This window comes from Mycobacterium sp. 852002-51163_SCH5372311 (assembly GCF_001667115.1).
Taxonomy (GTDB): Bacteria; Actinomycetota; Actinomycetes; order Mycobacteriales; family Mycobacteriaceae; genus Mycobacterium.
In genome coordinates this window covers 18874-44244 of the sequence record NZ_LZIJ01000182.1, presented here as the reverse complement: position 1 = coordinate 44244, position 25371 = coordinate 18874, and the positions used below count along the sequence as shown (strand labels likewise).

At 65.2% G+C, this 25371-nt stretch carries 16 protein-coding genes and 1 pseudogene; 11 read left to right on the top strand and 6 right to left on the bottom strand.

Annotation, left to right across the window (positions count from 1 at the left end; translation table 11 throughout):
- Positions 1-26 precede the first annotated feature (26 nt).
- The 4 genes and pseudogenes from A5791_RS21175 to A5791_RS21160 all read left to right on the top strand — a co-directional run bounded on the left by A5791_RS21175 (position 27) and on the right by A5791_RS21160 (position 6025).
- Positions 27-3270: pseudogene (locus A5791_RS21175) on the top strand (LuxR family transcriptional regulator).
- 95 nt (positions 3271-3365) lie between these two features.
- Positions 3366-3845: a CAP domain-containing protein gene (locus tag A5791_RS21170; protein ID WP_197504750.1), complete on the top strand. Its 480-nt coding sequence runs from the start codon at positions 3366-3368 to the stop codon at positions 3843-3845.
- Between the two features lie 140 nt (positions 3846-3985).
- The gene (locus A5791_RS21165; RefSeq protein ID WP_067241004.1) at positions 3986-4561 is read left to right on the top strand and encodes a hypothetical protein; all 576 of its coding nucleotides are present in this window, start codon (positions 3986-3988) and stop codon (positions 4559-4561) included.
- 123 nt (positions 4562-4684) lie between these two features.
- Positions 4685-6025 carry a glycosyltransferase 87 family protein gene (locus tag A5791_RS21160; RefSeq protein WP_067241003.1) on the top strand — a complete coding sequence of 447 codons (1341 nt, stop codon included), beginning with the start codon at positions 4685-4687 and terminating at the stop codon, positions 6023-6025.
- Between the two features lie 47 nt (positions 6026-6072).
- Here A5791_RS21160 and A5791_RS21155 read toward each other — a convergent pair whose 3' ends face one another.
- Positions 6073-7236 (bottom strand): cellulase family glycosylhydrolase, encoded by a 1164-nt coding sequence (locus A5791_RS21155; RefSeq protein WP_067241002.1) that lies wholly within the window; start codon positions 7234-7236, stop codon positions 6073-6075.
- A 235-nt stretch (positions 7237-7471) separates the two neighbouring features.
- A complete protein-coding gene (locus tag A5791_RS21145; protein ID WP_067240998.1) occupies positions 7472-8056 on the bottom strand; it encodes a hypothetical protein in 585 nt (194 codons plus the stop codon).
- Between the two features lie 242 nt (positions 8057-8298).
- Here A5791_RS21145 and A5791_RS21140 point away from each other — a divergent pair, with 242 nt between their 5' ends.
- From A5791_RS21140 to A5791_RS21125, 4 genes are read left to right on the top strand one after another with little or no spacing between them, the layout of a single operon-like run.
- Positions 8299-9594, top strand: a complete 1296-nt coding sequence (locus A5791_RS21140) for a sulfotransferase (protein WP_369828115.1) — start codon at positions 8299-8301, stop codon at positions 9592-9594.
- 14 nt (positions 9595-9608) lie between these two features.
- Entirely contained in the window at positions 9609-10847 is a 1239-nt protein-coding gene (locus tag A5791_RS21135) for an MBL fold metallo-hydrolase (RefSeq protein ID WP_067240996.1), read from the top strand.
- Complete coding sequence (locus tag A5791_RS21130; protein WP_067240994.1) at positions 10844-11314, top strand: VOC family protein; 471 nt, start codon at positions 10844-10846, stop codon at positions 11312-11314. Before A5791_RS21135 ends, A5791_RS21130 begins: the two co-directional genes overlap by 4 nt.
- Before the next feature lie 6 nt (positions 11315-11320).
- Positions 11321-12292 (top strand): LLM class flavin-dependent oxidoreductase, encoded by a 972-nt coding sequence (locus tag A5791_RS21125; protein ID WP_067240992.1) that lies wholly within the window; start codon positions 11321-11323, stop codon positions 12290-12292.
- A 398-nt stretch (positions 12293-12690) separates the two neighbouring features.
- On the opposite strand, the gene A5791_RS21120 is transcribed toward A5791_RS21125, so the two are convergent.
- Together A5791_RS21120 and A5791_RS21115 are read right to left on the bottom strand one after the other, a co-directional pair.
- Entirely contained in the window at positions 12691-15846 is a 3156-nt protein-coding gene (locus A5791_RS21120; RefSeq protein WP_067240990.1) for an adenylate/guanylate cyclase domain-containing protein, read from the bottom strand.
- An 89-nt stretch (positions 15847-15935) separates the two neighbouring features.
- Positions 15936-17141, bottom strand: coding sequence for a CdaR family transcriptional regulator (locus A5791_RS21115; protein WP_067240988.1), 1206 nt, complete (start codon positions 17139-17141; stop codon positions 15936-15938).
- 84 nt (positions 17142-17225) lie between these two features.
- Here A5791_RS21115 and A5791_RS21110 point away from each other — a divergent pair, with 84 nt between their 5' ends.
- From A5791_RS21110 to A5791_RS21100, 3 genes are all read left to right on the top strand, one after another.
- Positions 17226-18329, top strand: a complete 1104-nt coding sequence (locus A5791_RS21110; protein ID WP_067240985.1) for a ferredoxin reductase — start codon at positions 17226-17228, stop codon at positions 18327-18329.
- A gap of 22 nt (positions 18330-18351) precedes the next feature.
- Complete coding sequence (locus A5791_RS21105; protein WP_082967055.1) at positions 18352-19524, top strand: acyl-CoA desaturase; 1173 nt, start codon at positions 18352-18354, stop codon at positions 19522-19524.
- 221 nt (positions 19525-19745) lie between these two features.
- Positions 19746-20132, top strand: a complete 387-nt coding sequence (locus A5791_RS21100; RefSeq protein WP_067240983.1) for a DUF2237 family protein — start codon at positions 19746-19748, stop codon at positions 20130-20132.
- Here the strand turns inward: A5791_RS21100 and A5791_RS21095 are convergent.
- Complete coding sequence (locus A5791_RS21095) at positions 20122-21450, bottom strand: M1 family metallopeptidase (protein WP_067240980.1); 1329 nt, start codon at positions 21448-21450, stop codon at positions 20122-20124. The genes A5791_RS21100 and A5791_RS21095 overlap by 11 nt on opposite strands.
- A complete protein-coding gene (locus A5791_RS21090; protein ID WP_082967054.1) occupies positions 21447-25349 on the bottom strand; it encodes a Pls/PosA family non-ribosomal peptide synthetase in 3903 nt (1300 codons plus the stop codon). The genes A5791_RS21095 and A5791_RS21090 overlap by 4 nt, the downstream gene beginning before the upstream one ends.
- Positions 25350-25371: the final 22 nt, after the last annotated feature.

The window sequence follows — 25371 nt, the reverse complement described above, 5'->3', positions numbered from 1 at the left end:
GGAAGAGCCCCGACATTGGCCCCGACATGAGCGAGCTTCCGACTGGAACGGTCACGCTGCTGCTGGCCGACGTCGAAGGTTCGACGCGCCTCTGGCAGACCCAGCCCGACGCGATGAAGGCCGCCGTCGAGCGCCTCGATCGGACTTTGGCCGCGGCGGTCGCCGCACATCACGGTGTGCGACCCGTCGAGCAGGGCGAGGGCGACAGTTTCGTGATCGCGTTCTCCCGAGCCGTCGACGCGGTGGCATGCGCGCTCGACTTGCAGCAAGCGCCGCTGGCACCGATCAAGCTGCGCATCGGCGTGCATACGGGCGACGTGCAGCTGCGTGATGAAGGCAACTACATCGGTTCGACGATCAACCGCACCGCGCGGCTGCGCGACCTCGCTCACGGCGGGCAGACCGTGTTGTCCGGTGCGACGGAGCTTTTGGTTGTCGACCAGCTTCCCGCCGCCGTCACGCTGACCGATCTGGGATCGCATCCGCTGCGCGACTTCGCGCGGTCAGAGCGAGTGTTTCAGCTGTGTCATCCGGACCTGTGCAACGAGTTTCCGCCGCTTCGGATTGCGAATGCCCCTGCGGCTCATAACCTTCCGATCCAGCTGACCAGCTTTGTGGGTCGCGTCGCGCAGATGGCCAAGGTGATCGAGCTGCTGGACACCGACCGGCTCGTGACACTGACGGGTGCAGGCGGCGCCGGAAAGACCCGCTTAGCGGTGGAAGTCGCAGCCGCGCTGGCTGGTCACACTCCCGACGGAGTCTGGTATGTGGACCTGGCTCCGATCACCCATCCCGACGTCGTACCCGTCACCGTGGCACGCGCGTTGCGCCTGCCCGATGCGCCGGGGCGCTCTACGGACGACACGCTAGTACGCTTCATCTCCCACCGGCGACTGCTGATTGTGCTCGACAACTGTGAGCATCTTCTGGACGCGAGTGCGTCGCTTGCGACTGAAATGCTCAGTGCATGCCCCGAATTGAGGCTTCTGACCACGAGTCGGGAACCGCTCGGGATCCCTGGTGAGGTGACGCTCGTGGTGCCGTCGCTGTCGCTGACCGACGAGGCGATCGAGCTGTTCACCGACCGTGCCCGCCGCACGCAGCCCGACTTCGAAATCGGTGAGGACAATGCGGCGACGGTGACTGAGATCTGTCGACGACTCGACGGTATGCCGCTGGCGATCGAACTTGCGGCCGCCCGGGTGCGGGCGCTGACGCTCGACGAAATCCTTGCCGGACTACGTGACCGCTTCCGACTGTTGACCGGCGGCGCGCGCCGTGCGGTGCGCCGTCAGCAGACATTGCATGCCTCGGTGGATTGGTCGCATGCGCTGCTGACCGAGACCGAGCGTGTGCTGTTTCGTCGTCTGGCAGTGTTTCTGGGTGGCTTCGACCTGGATGCCGCGCACGCGATAGCCGGTGACGAAGGCAGCGAGCGGTATCAGGTCCTCGACCAACTCACTCTACTGGTCGACAAGTCGCTGCTGGTCGCCGAAAACCAGGGCGGCCGAACGCGATACCGGTTGCTGGAGACCGTGCGTCAGTACGCGCTGGAGAAGCTCGGCGAATCCGGAGAAACCGAGTTGGTTGGCGGCCGGCATCGTGATTACTACACGGCGACGGCGGCCGAACTCGACTCGCCGACTGATAGTGGCCATGCGCGGCGGCTGGCTCAGGCGTTGGTCGAGTTCGACAACCTGAGAAGCGCATTCGCGTGGAGTCTGGAAAACTCCGACACCGCAACCGCGTTGGCGCTGGCCACGTCGCTGCAGCCGGTGTGGTTTTCGCGATGGCGCATCCGGGAGGGGCTGGGTTGGCTCGACGCAGCTCTGGCCGCCGCGACGAGGGCCGATGACGATCAGCCGGCACGGGTGCGAGCGCTTGCTGACAAAGCACTACTGCTTGCCTACGTCGGTTCCACCGCGGGTGCGGCCATCGCCGACGAAGCGCTTGCCCGGGCCCGCGAGTTCGCAGACCCGGCCCTTGTCATGCGCGCCCTCATCGCGCATGGATTCGTCTATGCCCACGACTTTGAGGTGGCAGGAGCAGACTTTCAGGAGGGGGGCAGACTCGCGCGTGAACTCGGCGATCGGTGGCGGCTCAGTCAGATTCTCGGCTGGCAGATAGTGGCCGCAATGACCGTGGGGGACCACGTCGCGATGAACGCGGTGGCCGCTGAGGGCTACGAACTTGCCGAGACGATCGGCGATGACTCCAACAGGCGTCTGTGCCGGTTGGCGCTGGCGAACGCCCACACTGATCGAGGCGAGCCGGCGCAGGCTATCGCCCCGCTGCGTGACGTCCTCGCCGAAGCTACTGCCGCGCACGATCCGTTCTGCAGAGTGTCCGCCCTCCTGGGACTGACTTTCGCGCTGGCATGGCGCGGCGACGTCGACGGTGCCCAGGCCGCGGCGGATGCGTACCTGAATGACCAGACGAGCCTCGGCGACCTCGCTGACCATTTCGGGTACTCGGTGCTCGGGCTCGTCAAGCTGATGGCGGGCGATGCGAGAGCGGCTCACGAGGCATACGAAGCCGCGCTGCTGCGTACACCGCTGACGCCGGCAACGATGCTTTCCTATGGGGTCATCGCATTGCCGCTGCTGGCCTGCGGCGAACTGACAGCAGCGCGCCGCCGGGCCGATGATGTGGTGGCGATGTCGAACGGCGTTTCACTTGTCGCGGCACTGTCTTCTCGGGCCCGCGTAGCGATCGCGCAGGGAGAACTGGAGCAGGCAAGTCTCGACGCCCGGGAGGCGCTCGACGTTGCGGCCCAAACGCATGGCTATATGACCGTTCCGGATGCCTTCGAATGCCTCGCCCATGTCGCGGCGGAAGCGGGAAATCGCCGAGAAGCGGGCCCGCCTACTCGGCGCAGCAGACGCTGCTCGGCAACAGACGGGTGTCGCTCGATTCAAGATATTCGAGTCCGACCACGAATGCCTACTCGCAGCTCTGCGAGATCACTTGGGCGACGGCGACTTTCGTGCAGCCTGGGATGAGGGGGCCTCGCTGAACATCGAGGAAGCCATCGCCTATGTTCGCCGAGGTCGCGGGGAGCGCAGGCGCGCCAGCAGCGGTTGGGCATCGCTTACCCGAGCCGAACTCGACGTGGTGCGATTGGTCGGCGAAGGACTGGACAACAAGAGCATTGCCGCACGACTCTTCGTCTCCCCGCGCACGGTCCAAGCTCATCTCACGCACGTTTACACAAAAATGGGCCTGACCTCGCGCGTGCAGCTCGCCCAGGAGGCTGCCAAGCACGGCTGAATTTCTGATTTTCGATTATCGACCTTTTGTGGTCTGACGCGGATAGCATTCCATTTGCCGAAAACAGCAAAATCGAGTGCGTTGCAAGAGGCATCATGACGACGAAAATCAGGATTGTCATCGCCTTCTCGATCTGCGCTGTTTTCACGATGGTTCTCGGCACGATCGCCGAATTCCCTGCGCGCGCAGACGATTTGGGGACCGCACTGTACAGCGGTGTCAATCGGCTTCGCCAGACATGCGGGACGATCGGCGACGACCCGCGTTTGACGGTGGCGGCGCAGCGCCACGCCAACGACATGCTGAGGAACGGTCTGAACGGCCATATCGGTTCGGACGGCTCTTCACCGCAGACGCGTATCGCGGATGCCGGTTACCCCAGGACCGGCCACAGTGGTGAGATCGTCTACTGGGGCACCGGATCCGCTGCGTCTCCAAGCGCAGCGCTCGACTGGTGGATGGGGAGTCCTCCACACCGAGCGATCATCCTGAACTGCGCATTCAACACCGGCGGGTTCGCCACCGCCTGGGACGGCAACAAGATGACCGCGGTCGGCGACTTCGCAGGTCCTTGAAACCCGAACCGGGCCAGGCAATTCGGATCACCCGCGCCCGCGCAGTCTTCAGCCCGAGCCCAGCGAACGCCGCCTCGCCCCGAAGCTCGTATGCTAAACGAACCCCCTTTGGGGGCGTCAGGCCCGAGGAGGCGTGCGCGATGAAAGCCTTCATCAATCACCCCTGCCAACATGAAGCAGCCGTGGGACACCGGCGCATTCTCGTCGCGGCTGCGTTTGCTGCGTTGATCGCCGAGGCCGGATTTGCCGTGTCGGGGGCGGACCAGCCAGGTGCCGCGCCTGCCGACACGGGCGCCACGAGCCAGCCGCGGTCGGCGAGCATCTCGCTCGTTGCGACCGAGTCGCCGGAGCCGACGGCCGACACGCTGGCGCCCGAAACGCCGCTATCGTCAGCGGCGGCGCCCCCTAGGGTAGTGCCGCCGCCTGCCCCGCCGTCGGAGCTCAGGTTGTGGTACGGCGACCCGTCGCCCGATGGCATACCTGCCTTTGTGGCGATCACCAATAACGCAGACAAACCGCCGGTGGGTTGCGTGTACAGGGCCGTTGCGGTAGCGGGTCCCGCAACGAAGATCAACTACAACGACAGCGTTAATTTCACTGTGACTGGCGCGGCGGAGACGAGGATCGACCGTCACGGGCCTGCGACGGGCACGACCTGGCATGTCACCATCACGTGCGACAACGGCCTGACGACCAGTCAAGACCACATTTACTGAGTGACGTCCAAAGGCGCGTCACCGTTCACCAGACGCCATCACTGGGTATGGGTGGTACCGACGACCGTCTGCTCAGCGCATCGGGCGCTGATCAACTGGTCGTGGTGATGGGGGGCCAGCAACATGCGCGACGCCGAGACGGCGGCACCTGAAGGTCGCCTTCAGCCCGAAGGTCGACAGCTCGATTTCCGATGGTCGACGCTCGCGATTCTCGTCGTCACGGCGGCCCTTTCCGGCGTACTGCTGACCACGCTCGTGACGCTGTGGACACGTGACGTCGGCCTGCTCGCAGGCGGCTGGGATTTCTGCATCTACCGCGACGGCGGACGTCATGCACTCAACGAGTTGCCGCTCTATGCCAAGCCCGACCGCTGCAAGTTCGAGTACATCTACCCGCCATTCGCGGCCCTCTTCTTTGCGCCGTTGGTCTGGTTACCGGACGGCGCAGACAAGTTCATCTGGTTTTCGATAAACGTCGTGCTGCTGGCCGCGACTGTGATGTTGTGCTTCCGGATATTGGGCTACCGCATGACCCGGTATCTCGCCGCCGTCTCCGCGCTGCTCGCTATAGCGTGCGCGTTCTTGGAACCGGTGCGCACCACGCTGTTCTTCGGGCAGATCAACCTGATGCTGATGGTGATGGTGCTATGGGATGCCTCACGCGCCGAGCGCAGCCGGTTCAAAGGAATCGGCATCGGACTCGCGGCGGGCATCAAGCTCACCCCTGCCTACTTCGTCCTGTATTACCTGCTCTTGCGCCAGTGGCGCGCCGCAGGCGTCGCGGTCGGCACGATCGTCGCGACCATCGGGCTGGGCTGGCTTTACCTGCCCAACGACTCGTGGCAGTACTGGCGCGGACAGATCGTCGACTCCAGCCCGTTCGACAAATCCCTCTTCCATGTCGCCAACCAGTCCGTCCGCGGAGGGATTGCCCGCCTCACCGTGGCGGTGCCACCGCCGTGGTTGTGGCTGGCCGCCGATGTATGCGTGGTGGGCCTCAGCATGTGGATCGCCGTGCGCCTATACCGCCGCGGAGAACCCTTGCTCGCAATCACCGTCGCCGGATTGAGCGCCTCCGCGGTGTCGCCGTTTACTTGGAGCCATCACTGGGTGTGGCTCGTGCCGATGATCGTCTACTTCGTGCATCGGGCACTGGGCAACTGGTGGTGGTGGCTCGGGGTTGCGGCATTGCTGGCGGTCATGGGCTCATGGGCTCATTCATTGCCTCATGACCCCGCGCCGCGTATCGGTCTGTACCTGTTCGCGCCGAAAATCGTCGGATGGCAGCCCCTGGAAAACCTCCACCTGATCGTCTACGCGGCCCTGCTGATCGTCGCGGGCCTCGTCGCGAGCCGCTCGTCGGACGCCGCAATCGCCGAACGTGGGTGCCCTGGACGCGAAGCGACGAAAAGTCGTGCATATGAACCACGTTCGACGCAGCCACTTCAGCACACTGAGTCTTGACGGGCACCTCGGCAGCGCCGCACTTATTTTGTAGGCAACACTAGCGCTTACCGCGTGCGCCCAGCGGCCTGGTCCGAAGCGAACAACGCATTGCCTGTCAGGTTCCGAATTGTTTGCATTTCGTTGTCCCGGTAGGGCCGTCCGTCGGGTTGCAGGAGGTCGTGGAACCACACTTTCGGGGGCGTCGTATACGGGTGGTCCCAGGAATCCCACGGCAGATACGTCTGGGTCTTTCCGGCCACGAAGCCCCAATTGAACGCACCGACGTTGTGTCGCTTGGCAATTGGCAGGATTCCTTCGACGGTGCTGCCCTGAGACCGGGCCATGTACTCGGTGCACATGATCGGCCGTCCCAGCGGAGAAAGTTCGTCGATCCGGCTCTGGAACTCGGCCGGTGCGGCATAGCTGTGGAAGGTGATCACGTCGGAGTTGTCCAGTTGGATACTGGCGATTACGCTGCGGCGCCCCGCATCTCCCCAGGCCCCGTCCCATACTCCGCTTGTCAATGGTTGACCGGGATCGGCTGAACGCGCCCACTGGAATACCTGTGGCAGCAGCTCCTCGACACGCGCCAGCTTGTCGGTTCGCTCCACCTGGCGGTACACGCGGGCCGGATTGTCGGGCTCATTCCACAAGTCCCAGCCCAGAACCCGATTGTCGTTGCGGAATTGGCTCAACACGCCGGTGACGTAGTCGCGCAGAACGCCCCTGTAGCCGCGGTCATCGAGGTGTTCGGCACCCGGGCTCTGCACCCAACCCGAGTTGTGCACACCGGGTCTCGGCGCACGCTGGGTGCCTGGCTTGGGCAACGGGTCCCAGCAGGAATCGAACAGGACGAACAGGGGTTTGATGCCGTGCCGTGCCGCGATGGAAACGAACTGCTCGAGACGCATCTGGAAGCGTTGGCGATCCTGCGCCCACAGCTGATCGTGCAGGAAGACCCGCATGGTGTTGAACCCGTGCAACCGGGCCACGTTCAGTTCTGCGTCGATGCGCCGGGGATCATAAGTGCCCTGCTGAAACATCTCGAGCTGATTGATGGCGTTGGACGTGATGTAGTTTGCGCCGACGAGCCAGCCCTGCGCTTGATACCAGCGGTCGACCCGGTCCGCCGACCACCGACTCGCTTCGGCAGTGGCGCGGGGGGTTTGGGCCAGTGCCATGCCAACTCCGAGCAGTAGCGGCAATTTCAGGACCGTTCGACGGTGCACGAAGCGACGATAGTGTTGCCCGGCGGGCATGCTGGATTCGCAATCCCTCGTTTGGAGAATTGTTATCTCGTTGTCACCCAGCAGTATTCACCGCGTCCGGGCAAGTGGGCCCTCGACACGCGGAGCGCGTCGTCAGCGGGATTTACCGGTGTTCCCGGCGATGTCGTGACCGGCCTCCGGGCGCGTGCGACCGAACGCGAACCGTAAGTCGCGAAACGCGAAGGCGGACCTGCCGTTACGGCGAGGTCGACGGGGTCGACACCGTGACGGAACTTGTTGCGCTCGGGGTCGGCGACGTCGAGCTGGTGGACTTGTGTTTCCTCGTGCGCTTCGTCGTCGGCTGTTGCGTCGAGCTGGTCGCGGGGACCACGGAGGTCCCCGGCGTGCTGGGACCCGTCAGGTGCGACGAGATGCCCCAGATCGCCAAGCCGATCAGCAGAACAACTACCACTCCAATGGTCAGCAGCACGAGCGGTCTGCGATACCACGGAGGCCGAGCCGACGGTCGCGTGATCGCCGCGTCGTAACCGGGCGGCGGCGTTGTGGCAGGCGGGCCACCACCGGGCGACGGTGGGTGTCCCGAACCGTGGTCAGCGCCGCCGCCCGACACGGGTGTGGCGCCGGCGGACGCAGCGGCCTCTCGGGCCGCGGCGGCGGCTTCCCGGCTGGAAGCGCCGCCCAAGGCCGCACGCAGAGCCGCATCGGCGGCGGCCTGGATCTGGGCTTCGTCGCCGCTGAATTGTTGGCGCGCCCATTCCTGCCACTGCGCCCTCTTCGCGCTCAGCTCGGCGTTAGCACCTTGGGCATCGGTCATGTTCACCCCGTACAGGTTGGCAGCAACTCACCATAAGCGATGGCGGGCGCTTGAAGACCTACATGATCGCATCGGCCCGCAAGCCCCAAACCGGTGTCGAGCATATTAGGACCCTCTCGAACCGGCCGGAAACGGTTGTCGCGGCCACAGCGTTCCGTCTTCCCGCTTGCCGGGAGGTGGCTCAACGACGGTCCACGGTCGCGGCTAGCGTCGTGGTCATATTCGCCCAGGCACGTCGAGGAGGTCGGGTGGGTTCAGCGGGTCAGGATATCCACGACGGCCAGAGTGGCCTGAGTTTCGAAGACATCGACTTCGACGATCTGACGTCGCCCAAGCTGACCGACCTGCAATGCCAGATTCTGCGGGACACCGAAACCCGGCACGTCGACTTCGACATCGACCGGATGCTCACCGAGGCCACCGAGCAGGCCGGTGTCGACGACCTGGATGACACGGATGGCTTCGGCGAGCGCCTGAGCACCCACGTGGCGGCGATCGAAGCCGACGACGGGCTGACCCAGCTGACGCGGTCGTCGTTGCGGCAACGGGTGGTTCGATTGCTGCGGAACCGGTTGTCGTTGACCGACCTCGTCAAGCGATATCCCGAGATCGAGTCGATCCCAATCGAGAAGCCGGTCATCGTGGTCGGCCTGCCACGGTCGGGCACCACGCATCTGGTCAATCTCGTTGCGGCCGACCCACGACGGCGCGCGCTGCCGTACTGGGAGAGCCAAGAACCGATACCGGCACACGGCCAGGGCCCCGACATTTCCGGAGTCGATCCACGGTATATGCGAGCCAAGGCCGAACACGATGCGCTGATGGCGAGCGCACCCGTGGTGGCCGCGATGCACGACCGGTTCCCCGAGGCGATCGAGGAGGAAGTCGAACTCCTGGACCTCGATCTGGCCGGCTACGTATTGGAATGGCATGCGCGGGTGCCCGGCTGGCGTGACTACTATCTGGGACTGGACCAGGCCCGGCACTACCTCTACATGAGAAAAGTGTTGCAGGCCTTGACATTCCTGCGTGGCCCGCGCACCTGGGTACTGAAGAGTCCTCAACACTGTGAGCAGCTCGGCCCGCTGATGGCGACCTTCCCCGACGCGACTGTGGCCTTTACACACCGTGATCCCGCAGCCGTCATCCAGTCGGCGATCACGATGATGGCTTACTCAGACCGGTTGCGCCGCACCAGCATCGACCCGGACTGGCTATTGGACTATTGGAGCGACAGGGTGTACCGACTGCTGAGCGCGTGTGTGCGTGACCGTGATCTGGTGCCCGCCGAACACAGCATCGACATCAGCTTTCACCACTTGAACGGCAACGAAATGCCGTTGCTGGAAGAGCTCTACCGGCGCGCTGGAGTCGAATTGACACCGGAGGTGCGCGGACGGTTCCAGCAGTATCTGGATGGCAACCCACGTGGCAAGCACGGCCGCATCCGCTACGAGCTGCACCGGCATTTCGGCACTACGGCCGACGAACTCCGCGAACGGTTCGGCTTCTACTTCGACCGGTTTGACGTCCGCGCCGAATGAAGGAGAGTCCAGCGATGTTCGAACCGATCTATCGCACCCGCCCCCGCGCCGACGCGATGCGCCCGGCTTCCGCCGAGCAGGCAGAGCAGATCGCTCCGGGACTTTGGTGCTCGCCGGGTTTGTCCAACGCTTATCTTCTGACCACCGCAGAGGGCCGGGTGATCGTCAACACCGGAATGGGCTTCGAGGGCCCGGTCCACCGGGCGAACTTCGACGCGGTCGACTCGTCGCCGGTACGCTACGTCATCTTCACTCAGGGCCACGTGGACCACGTCGGTGGCCTGGACAGCGTGCGTGACCCAGACACAACCGTCGTCGCACAGGCCAACTGGACGCTATGGCGAGACGACAACGAACGACTCATCCCGTATCGCGCCAGCCGCAGCGCATTTGCCTTCAAAGACACCCTGGCGGCCGGTGTCCAGGCCATTCAACGACGCCTGGGTACCACGCGATTGCCCGGCCAGAGTGTCCCGACGGTAAATCTGGATTTCGAGGACACGCTCACCCTCGAGGTCGGCGGCCGGCGGTTGGAGCTCATCTCGGTGCCCGGCGGGGAAACCACCGATTCGCTGGTGGTGTGGTTGCCGGACGAGCGGATTTGCCTGTGTGGCAATACCTTCGGTCCTGTCTTCGGGCACATCCCCAACCTGGTCACCATACGCGGCGACCGCTACCGCGACGCACTTTCCGCCATCGCATCTGTGGAACGGGTGCGCAATCTGCAGCCGGAGCTGCTGGTGACGGGCCACTTCGAGCCGATCGTGGGAGCTGACCGCATCGACTCCGAGTTGACCCGGCTGCGCGACGCGATCCAGTATGTGCACGATCAGACGGTCGCCGGAATGAACGCCGGCAAGGATGTGCTGACGCTGATGCGCGAAATCACCTTGCCCGCGGAATACGAAGTGGGCCAAGGGTACGGCAAGGTCTCCTGGGATGTACGCGCCGTCTGGGAGAACTACTCCGGCTGGTTCCATCACCGGTCGACGACCGAGCTCTACCCCGTTGGTTTCGACGCGGTCGCTGCCGACGTGGTTGAACTGGCCGGGGCCGATGCGCTCGTGGATCGGGCGCGGGCGCATCTCAGCGCTGGCCGTCCGCTGCATGCCATCCATCTCGCCGAGCTTGTTCCGGAAGACCACGCGGACGCGCGTGAGGTACTTCGGGCGGCCCACGAAGTTCTGTTGGCAGATAGCACGAATTTCTGGGAAAGCGCCTGGCTCAGGCAGCAGATAGCGAGGAACTCATGACACTGCGACCCGAAGATCTCTACCACACCGGCATCGTGGTGCCCGACCTCGAGGCCGCCATGACCCGCTTCACCGCGCTGGCCGGATACCGGTGGATCACCCCACTGTCCTACACGCTTCCGTTTCGCACCGCGGCAGCCGGGACACACGAATTCACTTCGACCATCGTCTATTCCATCGACAACCCGCACATCGAACTCATCCAAGAGGTTCCCGGAAGTCCGTGGATAGCCGCACCGGGCAACGCGGTCCATCACCTCGGCTACTTCACCGATAACCTGGCCGACGCCGCGACGGCGCTGGAAAATAGCGGCTTCACCTTCGAAGCGACCGCAGCCGTGTCGGAAGCCGAGCTGGCGCTATTCGCTTACTACGTTGATGAATTCGGGACGCGCATCGAGATCGTCGACCGCGCGCTGTTTCCCGATTGGCCCGCCTTCCTGCAATCACAGACCCCCGGGCGGTAGCCGGACATGCCGATAACCGTCCTGCGCTTCAATTTCGGTTCGCCGCAGGGCAAACCGCGTAAGCAGAGCGAGTTGATCAACGCCGCACTCGAACTGGCGCAGTGGGGCGAGTCGCGGGGGATCACCTCGATAAGCGTCGACGAGCATCACGTCACCGGACACGGATGGAGCTGCAATCCGATCATGGCCGCGGCGATGTTCCTGGCCCGCACCTCGACGATGGTTGCCAGTGTCGACTGTGCGCTGGGGCCGTTGTGGAATCCTGTCCGGCTGGCCGAAGACATCGCGCTCGTCGACAACATGAGCCGCGGCAGATTGCTTACCACGGTCGGCTTGGGATACCGGACGGTCGAATACGACTCAATTGGGGTGGATTTCGGCCAGCGCGGCAAGCTGATGGACGGCCTCGTTGCGCGGATGCTGTCGGTGTGGAGCGGTAGTGACGCTGACGCGGGAGTGTGCACAGGTACCTGGACGCGGCCGCATCCGCCGCTGTTCGTGGGCGGCGGCGCGCGGGTCACGGCGCGGCGGGCCGCGCGGTTCGGGTTGCCGCTCAGCCTGGCCGACTATCTGCCGGATATCGCGGCCTACTATCGCGAGCTGTGTGCCGAGGCAGGCGTCAAGCCGCTCGTCATCATGCCGGCCGCGACCAACCGCGGGATGATCTTCCTGCACGAAGACCCGGACCGGGCATGGGCAGAACTCGGCGAGCACATTCTCTGGGAGGCGGTCACCTATGGCGGATGGTCAAGCGAGGAGCGGTCTTTGATGCATCTGCCCGGGGTGCAGACGCTGGAGGAGGTGCAGGCGTCAGGACGATATCGCTTCCTGACGCCCGAGCAACTCATCGCCGAAGTCCGTGGAACAGTAAGTTATGGGCCAATTGTGTTGCACCCGTTGGTCGGTGGCATGCCGGTCGACGAAGCCTGGAATTCGGTGCAACTCTTGGCCGACGTCGTGTTGCCGGCGCTGAATTGACGGGGCGGCCCTGGCCCGGCGACTTACCAGGGGGGCACACATGTGTCTATTTGCCCACCTCGGAGCGACAAATTAGCCTGGCGTGCAACAATTGTCGGCCAAATTCCCGATGTCGCGGTAAGCGACGGCGGGATTTTCGTTTGCGGCTTTGCGGGTGAAGCCTGGGCTTTGCGGGTGAAGCCTGGGCGGAAATCCGCGCCGTTCGCCGCCGTCAGCTCACACCGAAAGCCCCACGCTCACAATGAAAGCCGTAAGTTCACACTGAAAGCCGTCAATTCACACTGAACGCGCAGCGCCAGGCGCACAACAATCGTCGCTGCGAGCCGGACAAAGAGGGCCACAAGCCAAGTTTCTTGTGACATGCCGGAATTGCGATCAACGCCCGGCGAGGCATCCACCTACGGCAGTTCTGAAGCCCACTGCATGTGGCCATCGAAACCCAGCGAGGCGGCCAGCGCGCGGTAGCGATCCCGAAGCTCCCGGTAGCCGTCTTCGCTGCGGGCATGGGCCAGCAGTGTGCGCAGCCGCAGCACCATGATGTCGCGAGCGACCCACTCGGCACCCGGTATCGCGGCCAAGCGCTGGACCAAAGCTTCCGCCTCAGCGAGATCGCCTGGGAAGCCGCGGCGTAGCAGAGTCTGCACTAGAAGCGGGAGTGCCCCGACCTGGTAGACGAACTGGTGCCGATTCGAGAGTTCGTCGATCGACTTTCGCATCCGAGGTAAGGCGTTGTCATAGTCGCCTTCGAGAGCCCTATCGTATCCCTGAAACAGATCGATCAGCGCCAACTCGGATCGCGGGAACTGATCCGTCAAAGACATGTCGCGTGCGCGTGCCAGTAGCTCGCGTCCCCGCTGGCGATCGGTTGCACCCCCGCGCAACCACAGCACGGGGCCCAACGTGTACTTGATGCTGCCGGCGGCGTAGTTGTTGCCGCAAGCCTCGGCGACTTGCAATGCGTTCTCCAACTCGTTCAGCGCAGCGTTGTCAATCGCAGACACGCCTCCGATGCTGGGAAGACCGTAGTTCCAAGCGGTTACCAAGCCCAGTGTCGCGGGGTCTGCGGACCGCGCCATCGCTTGGGAGACTTGGAGGTCTTCACGCCAGCCCGTCCGGCCATGCCACCAGCGCGCAAAACCGCGAAATGCCAATGCCAGGGCGAGCGGTGAACCGGCGACCACGTTGTCCTGCGACGCGTCGCCACTGGCCCAATCGATGATGAGCTCGCACCAGCGCAGCAGTTCACCGGTAGCACCGGCATGGGACCTGACCGCGATCGACATGACCGCGGACGCCGCCAATGCCGGATTCCCGAGAGATTCGACAAGAGCTATCTGTTCGCAGGCGACCTCCTGGGCCATCTGCATGCGTGCGTTTCGCCAATGCTCCGACACCATGCCGGTCATCGCGATGGCCAACGAAACCTTGTCGCCGGCCTCCGCACACAATTCGCGCAGCTGCTCGAACAATTCGGCAGCGGGTTCCGGCGTTCCTCGCCACGTAGTGCCACATAGCATGGTGCGCGGTGCTATGCGTATTACCAGCGTGCCCTCCAAATCAGCGGGCAGTGAGTCGGCGACCCGGAGGGCGCGTCGCCAACTCAGCCGTGCGGCATCAATATCCCGATATGACGACCACGCGCCGGAGCGCATGTGCCATTCGTAGGCAGCTTGCAGATCACCCGCCGCCTCCAGGTGCTCGGCGATCAGGGATGCGTTCTCCTCAGCCGAAGCGGGGTCACGAGACTCGATCGCCTCCGCCAACCGTCGATGCAGTTGGGCCCGAGCGGATTTCAGCTGCGATTCGTAGGCTACAGCGCGAATCACCGGGTGCCGAAATGCGTACTCGGGGTAGGGCGTGAACCGAACCTGGTCGATCAGCTCCGCCCCGATCAGTTCATGCAACGCGGGTTCGACGCCTAACGCTGTGAGTAGGTCGACGGTAAACCGCGATCCGATCACAGCTGCGGCGTTGATCGTCTGCTTGGGCGCGGCCCCGAGGCGATCGATGCGCGCGGCAATGGCGGCCTGCAATGTGGCGGGGACGCTGACGTCGGCCACATCGGTGCGACACACGTATCGTCCGCGCTTGCCTTCGAGCACGCCACGCTCGGCGAGTTCGCGCACCATCTCCTGGGCGAAGAACGGATTACCCGACGCGCGCCCGGAGATGAGTCCGTTGATCGCAGCCACCGACGGGTCGGTGCCCAAAAGCTCACCCAGCAGTGCGGTGGTTTCCGACTCGGTCAGTGGAGCCAGCGAGATCGTTTGTGCACCAGCAAGGTTGGCCAACGCACCGCGGTAATCAGGACGGTAGGTGAGCAGCACCACCGAATGCGTGTGCGGGATGACGGTCATCAGGTCGGCGAACATCGATTCGCTGACACTGTCTATCCAGTGCACGTCTTCGACGACGTAAAGCGCCGGCGTGGTGCTGGCCAACGACATTGAATTGATCAATGCGGTCAGCCGGCGCCGGCGTGCATCGGGGTCGATGTTCGGCATCGTCACGGTCGGATCGCGAATGCCCATCAGGTCGTACAGCAACAGGAGATCTTCGTCGCCGGCATCGGCGAACTGACCCGCCACCTGACCGCGCGCCGCCGCATCGTTGAGGTCGGTGATCCGGCTGGCTTCCCGCAGCAGTCGTGCCACCACGTGAAACGGTACGTCACTGGTGTGGGATTCACAGAAGGTGCCAAGTACCTCGACTCCGCGTCGGCGGGCCAGCGCCGCGGCTTCAATAACGAGCCGGCTCTTGCCGATTCCGGCCGGTCCCGCCACGCCCACAATGCAGCCCTGGCCCGTTGCCGCGCGATCCAAAACGGCGGCAACAGCGTTGAGTTCCCATTGCCGTCCCACCAACGCCGTCTCGGACCGGCGTGTTCGGTCCGCTTGTGCCGCAACTGCTTTCAGCGGATATGTAGGAACCGCCTCCGCGCTGCCCTTGATACGCACCAACTGACGATCGCCCAGCACAGCGGCCGATTCGACCAGGCGCGCGGTGGATTCGCTGAGCATCACTCCGCCCGGTGGGGCGACCGATTCCATCCGCTGGGCCATGCCGACCTGATCGCCGACGGCGGTGTAGCCGAACGGACCTGTCTCACCCGCGATGACCTGACCGGAATTCAATCCCACTCGCAGTAACAGCTCGATCCCGTCGCGCGCGTGGATGTCAATGCCAAGCCGCCCGGCTTCGTCCTGCACGCCCAGCGCCGCCAGGCACGCGCGGACCGCGTGATCCTCCAAGGCCACAGGCGCACCGAATACTGCCATGATGCCGTCGCCGGTGAACTTGTCCACTGTGCCGCCGAAATGCTGCACCACCAGTGCCGCACGGCCCACCAGTTCCGCCATGATCTCGCGCAGCCGCTCGGCACCCACCGCGGTTGCGATGTCCATCGAGCGGACGACGTCGGCGAACAGCACGGTGACCTGCTTGTACTCGGCGCTGGATTCATGTTGGGCGAGGGCGCAACCGCATGCGTGACAGAACCGTGCTTCGCGCAGAGTCTGGGTGCCACAGGTAGGGCACGCCGCCACGGCCGTCATCCGATCTCCGCCGTTACCGGCCCCGGGGAATCCAGGGTCTATCCAGGATAGGGGTCGAGATAGGCGACGTGTGCGTTATCGCGTCAGCATCACCGGGCAACGGACCGGATCCCCAGCGCCACGGTGAGTCCGAGGATTGTCTGCGGGTCGTTGAGGCGGTCGCCGTAGAGTTCGCGCAGCTGACCCATGCGATAGCGCACCGTTTGCGCATGCACGTAGAGGTCGGCGGCGACGGCGTCGCGCTGGCCCCGGTGCAGAAGCCAGGATCTCAGCGTCTCGGCCAGCCGCTCTGCGGTGGTGGGCCGCAGCCCAGCGAGCGGCGCCAAGACCTGCCGGCGCAGATCTTCGGCCGCTTCGCGGTCGGCGGTCAGCACCAACTCGACGAGGTGCTCGTCGGTGTCGACCACCTCGGCGTCGTCGCCGATCCGCAACTCACGCGCCCGCAACGCCCGCCGATACGACGACTCGACCCGCATCCACGGGCGCGCGGGCCCCAGCACCGCGCCGCGGTCCTGCAACGCGGACCGCAGTTGCCCGCGGTCCCGGTCGTCCACGTCGGGAACCAACAGCACCGCCACGGACTCTGAGGGCTCGATACCGGGCAGATCCTCGGTGAGCAGCAGCGTCGATCGGCTGAAACGTGCTGCTAGTCCGCGGGTTTGAGCATCGGTGAGCAGTACGGCGGTCAGGGTTTCCGGCGGCCGCCAATCGGCCCGATCCGCACTGAACTGCAGCATTTCCGCCGGTTCGCCGATGAGCAGCTGTCTGGCCAGTCGCTCCAAGTAGCGTTGCCGCACCAGCCCGGTGGTGGCCAGTTCGTCCGCGTGTCCCGCCAGGCTGGACGCTGACAGTTCGTCGATGAAGGCGAACACCATCTCGGCGAACCGGGCTACCGTCTCGGCGGGCATTTTGGCCGCGACCGCCGTCTCGGAAAGTTCCCGCCACGCGACTCGTGCTCCGACTCGGTACGCCGACAGCAGGGCGTCCATGGGCCGGCCCTGGCGGGCCTCGCCGCGCCCCAGTTCATAGGCCCCATCCAGGGCCGGCGTCAACGTCGGGGCAGGATCCGAACCGTGCCGGCCGAGCGCAAGGTGCAGAAAGGCGCCGAGCGCCATCCGCACGGCGTCCTCGATGATCCGGCCCATTCGTCCACTGAACGCGTCGGCGTAGCTGGGCACCTCGACCGTCACCGCGGTGATTACGCGCTCGGCCATCTGCGGTAGCACGGCCCGCAACGCGGCGACGACTTCCTCACCCAGGTCCAGGCCGGTGAAGCGCAGCGCCGGCTCCGACATAACTGTCTCCTGCGAACAAATTGAGGACCGGCTTTCACGCCCTATGCGCAAGAGTTTATATCGAAACCTAGCCAAAATTGAGGGATGACGACGACAGCGGCCCGTCCGACGATCGTCGGTGCGCTGCGAGACCGTGTCATGGAGTTCGCCGAACGGCTCACCACGCCTCTGGTGCCGTCCGACTATCTCGACGTCATCGACCCGCTGCGCTCGGGCACTGCTTTGCGCGGGCGCATCGTCGCAGTCAACGCCGAAACCCGCGACGCGGTCACCGTGGTGATCAAGGCCGGTCGCGGCTGGCGCGCCCATGTCCCGGGCCAGTACGTCCGAGTCGGCGTCGACGTCGACGGCGTCCGCCAGTGGCGGGCCTACTCGCTGACCTCGGAAACCGGCCGACGTGACGGCTGCATCGCAATCACCGTGAAGGCAATTCCGGACGGCGTCGTCAGCAATTACCTCGTCCGAAAGGCCACCGCCGGAACCCTGCTCCATCTCGACCAGGCCACGGGCGAGTTCACCCTCGGAGCGCAACCACCGGTGAAGATCCTGTTTATCACGGCCGGCAGTGGCATCACTCCGGTGATGGGCATGCTGCGCAACCTGGCCGACCTCGACACCGACATAGACATCGATATCGTCGTCGTGCATTCCGCGCCGACGGCCGCCGACGTGATCTTCGGTGACGAGTTGCGTCTATTGGCGCGCCAGGGCCGAATCCGGTTGGTGGAGCGCCACACCGACTTCGACGGAATGCTCGACGTGGCGCGACTGGACGACATCGTCGACGACATCGCCGACCGCCAGACCTGGGCATGTGGGCCGGTTGGGCTACTCGACGCCGTCGAGCGCCGCTGGGCGGCTGACGGCCTCGCCGACCACCTGCACACCGAGCGATTCCGTCCGTCCGTGCAGGTGACCGGCGACGGCGGAACCGTTACCTTCACGAAGACCGGCACCGTCGTCGACGCCGCAAATTCGGAAACCCTGCTCGATGCCGGCGAAACCGCCGGAGTGTTGATGCCCTCGGGTTGCCGGATGGGTATTTGCTTCGGTTGTGTTGCGCCGTTGCGCCAGGGCAGCGTTCGTGACCTGCGCACCGGCGACGTCATCACCGCCGCCGAGGGCGACGGCATCCAGATCCAGACCTGCATCTCCGCAGCCGCCAGCGACTGCCACATCGATCTTTAAATCCCAAAGGAGACAACTCAAAATGGATGCTTTCCAACGCACACACGACGATCCGACCGCGCACCTGAGCGACCAGGACATAGAGGACATCGGCGTCGAACTCGACGCCATCCGGGCCGAGGTGATCGCCAGCCGGGGCGAGCGCGATGCCGCTTACATCCGCAAAGTCATCGACGGTCACCGCAAGCTCGAATTGACCAGTCGCGTGCTGCTGCTTTTTTCACTGTTCCCGCCCGCGTGGGTCCTGGGCACCGCGGGATTGTCGGTCTCCAAGATCGTCGAGAACATGGAGCTCGGCCACAACGTCATGCACGGTCAATGGGACTGGATGCGCGACCCCAAGATCCACTCCACCACTTGGGAGTGGGACATCGCCGTGCCGTCGGAAATGTGGAAACACTCGCACAACGAACTGCACCACACCTACACCAACGTGCTGGGCAAGGACAAAGACCTCGGCTTCCGCATCCTGCGGGTCGACGAGGATCAGACCTGGACCCCGCTTCATCTGATCCAGCCGCTGACCAATTTCGCGAACGCGTGCATCTTCCAGTACGGAATCGCCATCTACGACCTGGAGATCGACGACTACCTGCAGGGTAAGGCCGACAAGGTCGTGTTCCGTCGCCAACTCAAGGAGGTGCTCGCCAAGATCGGAAAGCAGGTACGCAAAGACTATGCGCTGCACCCGCTGCTGTCCGGTCCGGCGGCCCTCACCACTTTTACTGCCAATCTCACCGCCAACCTGGTGCGCAACTTGTGGACCCATTCCGTCATCATGTGCGGGCATTTCCCTGAGGGCGTCCAGACGTTCGAGACGACCTCCATCGTCGGTGAGACCCGCGGCCAGTGGTACCTGCGGCAAATGCTCGGCTCGGCCAACATCAGCGGTAGCCCGCTGATGCACTTCATGACGGGCAACCTGTCGTTCCAGATCGAGCACCACCTCTACCCTGACCTGCCCAGCAACCGCTACCAGGAGATAGCGCCGAAGGTGCAGGATCTGTTCGAGCGCTACGGGCTCCGCTACACCAGCGGTCCGTTGGCGAAACAGGTTGTCTCGGCGTGGAAGAAGGTCTTCAGACTTTCCCTGCCCAACGACTTTGCGCGCAAGGCGACTACTGCGCTTTCTCCGACGAACGTCACGCGTGCCGTCTTCGGGACGCCCAGCGAATCGGACGCCGAAGCCGCCTAGCCGCAGCGAATGAACCGAACGCGCTGAACGAGTGTGAAATCTCGGCTTCGCGAGTGAACGCAGGGCGGGATTTCGGCCGATAGTCCGCCGTCAGCTCACCGGCAAAGCCCTGAATGCACACTCAGCGCCGTGCGCTCACACTCAACGCCAGCACATGATGCCCCGCGGCACAGATGGCAAAGTTGCTTCAAAGTTCGCGCCCGCAGCGCAATACTGGACCAGTGGTTGATCGCAACGTGCTGGGCGGCCCGCTGGAACCGTGCGGTACCGACCCGCTCACCGGTTTTTATCGCGACGGCTGCTGTTCCAGCGGCGCCGAGGACATTGGCAGGCACACGATCTGTGTCGTGGTGACCGCAGAGTTTTTGGAACACCAGCGTTCGATCGGGAATGACCTGCTGACGCCGGTGCCCGAGTACCGCTTTCCCGGATTGCTGCCTGGCGACCGATGGTGCGTCACGGCCCTGAACTGGCTGCGGGCCCACAACGACGGGTGCGCCGCACCAGTGGTGTTGGCGTCCACCAACGAACGCACCCTCGAAGTGGTCCCCCTCGAGGCGCTGCTCGAGCACAAAGTCGACGTCCCCGACGATCTGGCTAATCTGTAGCGGTCGGCACTTCCGTCGAGTACAGCCACGCATCCCACAACGGCCGCAGCGATTCGGCCGCGTAATTGGCGGCCAGGCCGGTGAAGTCATCGGTGACGACGGTGCCGTGGCGATGCCGGCTTGTCCAATCCCGCAGCAGCGCAAAGAATTTCTCATCGCCCAGCCGTGCGCGCAGCGCGTGCAGGGTCAAGGCTCCACGCTTGTACACGCGGTCGTCGAACATCCGGCGCGGCCCGGGGTCGGCCAGCAACAAGTCCTGGGGCTCACCCCGCAACTGCTCGTGATAACGACGCGCTAGCTCGTCAGCGGTTGGGCCACCACTGTTTTCGGACCACAGCCACTCGGCGTAGCACGCGAATCCCTCGTGCAACCAGATATCGCGCCAGCGCCGCGCGGTCACCGAGTTGCCGAACCACTGGTGTGCCAGCTCATGCGCGATGAGTCGCTCGCTGTCGCCCGTGCCGTCGCAATGGTTGGCGCCGAAGATCGAAATCCCCTGCGCTTCAAGGGGAATCTCCAGCGGATCGTCGGTGACGACCACGGTGTAGCCGTTCGCCAGCGGGTACGGTCCGAACAACTCGATGAACAGCTCCATCATCTCGCCCTGTCGGGCGAAGTCCTCGTCGAAGTCGCGCCGCAACCGTTCGGGCAACACCGCCTGGATGAGCACCGGCGACGACGCCAGCCGCGCCGTGTCGTAGACCCCGACCTGCAGGGTGGCGAGGTACGTCGACGTCGGCTCGGGTTGTTCGTAGATCCACACCGTCTGCGAGGCCCGTACCCGTCGCGACACCAACCTTCCATTGGCCACCACCCGATACCGACTTTCGGCGCTCACCTGGATGCGATAGGCGGCTTTGGCACCGGGGCGGTCGTTGCACGGGAACCACGACGGCGCGCCGTTGGGTTGTCCGGCGACCAGCACGCCGTCGGTGAGTTCTTCGAAACCGACGTCACCCCACAACGACCGGGTCGGTCGCGGTGAGCCGTGGTAGTGCACGACAATCGACAGCGCCGTTCCGGTCGCCACCTTCGACGCCAGCCGGATGCGCAATTTGCCGTCGCGACAAGAGAAATGGTCGGCACGGTTACCGTTCACCCACACCTTCGACACCGACAAGGCATCGGATAGGTCGAGGCTGACCTGCTGCAGCTCGGTCAGTGTCACCGCGGTGATCGCCGCCGATCCCTTGAGCCGGTTGATGGCGACCTTGTATTCCAGGTCCAATTCGTAGCGGGACACCTGGTAACCGGGATCGCCGTTCTTCGGCAGATATTCGTCGGCCACCGGGGGGGACGGCTTGGCGTTGGCTTTCACGCGGCGGTGTCCCGGACGCCTTGGCGCTGCGGCCTGCCGGCGGCCTTCTTACGGGGCAGGGTCCACGGCCTGATCGGGTTACCCTGCCAGCGGGTCGACGGCGGCACCTCGTCGCCACGCACCACCAGCGACGCGGGACCGACGGTCGCGCCGGAGCCCACTCGGGCCGCCGGCAGTGCGACGCAATGCGGGCCAAGGGTCGCACCGGGTTCCAGTACGACGCTGTCCATCCGCATGATCCGGTCGTGAAATAGATGGGTCTGCACCACGCAGCCGCGGTTGACGGTACAGCCCTCGCCGAGCGTGACGAGATCTGCCTCAGGCAGCCAATAGCTTTCGCACCACGTCCCGCGTCCGACACGCGCGCCCAGCGCGCGCAGCCACAGGTTCAGCAGCGGCGTCCCGCTGGCTGCCCGGGCGAACCAGGGCGCGGCGACGGTTTCGACGAACGTGTCGGCGACCTCGTTGCGCCAGACGAACGAGGACCACAGCGGAAACTCCCCGGCTCGAATACGCCCTACCACAACCCATTTCGCAACCACCGTGATCACCCCGGCGATCGCACCCGCCGCCAGCAGCACCAGTCCGCCGCACACCGCCGCCCACCAAATCCCGTAAAGCCTTGCTATTGCTTGTAATAACCCAAGCACGGCCAACCCGATCGCGACCGTCGCGAACACCGGCAACACCCGGCAGGTCTCGACCCCCGCGCGCATCGCCTTCAACCGCGTCGGCGGGTCGTAGGTGGTTTCCTCGTCTGCCTCTGCGGGGCGGCGGCGCAACCGCATCGGGGGGCTACCCAGCCAGGACGAGCCGCGCTTGGCTTTCGGCGGCGTCGCCGAAAGTACGGCCACCAGTCCCTCGTCGGGGACACGGCGGCCGGGCTGGGTGATGCCGGAGTTTCCCAGGAATGCGCGTTTGCCAACGGTCGTCTTGGCGGCGTAGATCCAGCCGCCACCGAGCTCATAGGACGCGACCATGGTGTCATCGGCCAGGAACGCGCCATCCTCGATCACGGTGAACTTGGGGATCAGCAACACCGTCGAGATCTCGGTGCCGCGACCCACTTTCGCACCGAGCAGCCGCAGCCAGCTCGGCGTCAGCATGCTGGCGTACAGCGGAAACAGGTAGTTTCGCGCGCCGTCCATCAGCCGCTCGGTCGCCCACAGCTGCCAGCCCACCCGGCTGCGGACCGGGTGATAGCCCTCGTGTAATCCGATCGACAACAGCCGCACCCCGGCCACCGTCAACACCGCATACATCGTCAGTGCGGCCAGTGCCGCGACCGGCGTCCACAGCAGCGCCGGCCAAATCGCCTCCGACAAGCGGCGCGTGTGCCGGACGGCTGCCGCGACCACCGCCAGACCACTCACCACTGCGACCAGCGGCAGCGCAGCCAGCACCGGCGACGTCAACCCGTACACGGCGACCCAGCGGCTTCTGCGTGACGGTCGCTCGTCCGGCCACGGGTGGTGGGCCTTGCCTGACTTCACCGCCGGTGAGCCCTTCCAGTACTGGCCGTTCTTAATCTTGTCGATCACGCCCGAACCCGGTGCCACATCGGCGTTCTTGCCGACGACGGCTCCGGGCAGCAGCGTGGTCCGGGCGGCGATCGTCGCGTCGTCGCCGATCGTGATCTTGCCGACGTGGAAGACATCCCCGTCGATCCAGTGCCCGCTCAGATCCACTTCGGGTTCGACGGCGCTGCGGTGGCCAAGTGTCAGCAAGCCGGTGACCGGCGGCATCGAGTGCAGGTCGACGCCCTTGCCGACATTGGCGCCCAAGGCACGTGCGTAGTACACCAGCCACGGCGCGCCGGCCAGATTCTCGGCACCGCTGGCCTGGGCGATGCGCTCGGCGAACCAAACCCGCAGATGCACCCAGCCGCCACGCCGATAGCTGCCGGGCTGGACCTTCCACAGCAGGATGCGGGCGAACAGTACCGCGACACCCATTCGACCCATTGGCGTCACGAACAACAGCACCCCGGCCGCGACCAGCCACCAGTTCACCACCACGGTCCACGGCACCAGATGCAGTGCGCGCGCGACGTCGTTGCCCAGCGCCAGCCACGTCACCCACTGCAGCGCCGCCAGGGTCGCCAGCGGCACCGCGGCAGCCGTCTGGACCAGCTGCGCTAGGCGCGGCGTGGGTCGCACCACCCGCTCGGCGGCTCGCGGCGGCGGCTCCAGCTCGTCGAGAAACCCGGCGAGGGAGCCCAACCGCGGGTGGTCGTACAGGTCGGCGACGGTGATCTGCGGGTATTCGTGGCGCAAGGTGGCGACGAGCTGCGCGGCGGCCAGCGACCCACCGCCGAGCGCGAAGAAGTCGGCCTCCGCACCCGAAACCGGGGTGCCCAGCAGGTCCTGCCACAGCCCGGCCAGCCGGGCCGCCGTGCCGCTCAGGTTGTGGTCTTCTGCGTCGTTGCCGCCGGGCGGTGGCCACGGCAGTGCGTCCCGGTCGACCTTGCCCGACGTGCGAGTCGGCAGCTCCTCGATTTGGATCAGGCGCGGCACCAGCGCGGCGGGCAGGTGCTCGGCGAGCTGCGCGCGGGCCTGGTGGATGTCGAACGACGGATCCGCGCTGACCAGGTAGCCCACCAGCACCGGCGCGCCGGCGGCCGTCTGCCGCACCGCGGCCGCTGCACCACTGACGCCGGGCAGGTTGACCAGTGCGGAGTCGACTTCGCCGAGCTCGATGCGACGGCCACCGACCTTGACCTGATCGTCGCTGCGGCCGCAGAAGTACAGTCCGTCGCGTTCCAGCCGCACCAGGTCTCCGCTGCGGTAGGCGCGCTGCCACTCCAGTGTCGGCATCGGGGCGTACTTCTCGGCGTCCTTGTCCTTGTCCAGGTAGCGGGCCAACCCGACACCGCCGATCACCAGTTCGCCGACCTCGCCGTATTCGACCGGCCAGCCGTCCGCATCGACCACGGCGAGATTCCACCCGGGCAACGGCAGCCCGATGCTGATGGGGCTCCCACCGTCGAGCCTGGCCGCGCACGCGACCACCGTCGCCTCGGTGGGGCCGTAGGTGTTCCACACCTCGCGACCCTCGACCGCGAGCCGGTCGGCAAGTTCGGGAGGGCAGGCCTCGCCGCCGAAAATCAGCAGCCGCACCGCTTCCAGTGCTTCGGACGGCCACAGCGATGCCAGTGCCGGCACCGTCGACACCACGGTCACGTCGCGGGTGACCAACCACGGTCCCAGGTCCATCCCGCTGCGCACCAGCGAGCGCGGCGCGGGCACCAGACATGCGCCGTGCCGCCAGGCCAGCCACATCTCCTCGCACGACGCGTCGAAAGCCACCGACAACCCGGCCAGCACCCGATCGCCTGGTCCAATCGGATTGTGCTGCAGAAACATTCGCGCTTCGGCGTCGACGAACGCGGCGGCGCTGCGGTGGGTGACGGCCACACCCTTCGGTGTGCCGGTGGATCCCGATGTGAAGATGATCCACGCGTCGTCACGGGCCAGAGGGGCCACCGCGCGCCAGCCACGCGACGAGCCGGGGCCCCTGACAAGCCCGCTCTCGGTGATCACCGCGACGACGTTGGCCGCACTGAACACCAATTCGGCGCGCTCATCGGGGTCGTCGGCGTCGACCGGCACGTACGCCGCCCCAGTGGCCAGCGTCGCCAGGATCGCGACGTACAGCGCATAGCTGCCTGACGGCATCCGGATGCCGATCCGATCGCCACGGCCGATACCCCGTGCGGCCAGCCAGACCACGCTGTCCTCGATGTCGCTGATCAGCTCGCTGTAGGTGAGTTGCACCGTGCCGTCGTCGATCGCCGCGGCGTCCGGGTAGCGTGCGGCGGTTTCGTGGATGATGTCGACGAGCGTGCGTGGGCTCGGCGCGTCCGGCGCCAAGAGATATTGCGCTGGTATCTCCGCCACCAGACGAAAATACTCAAGCCGC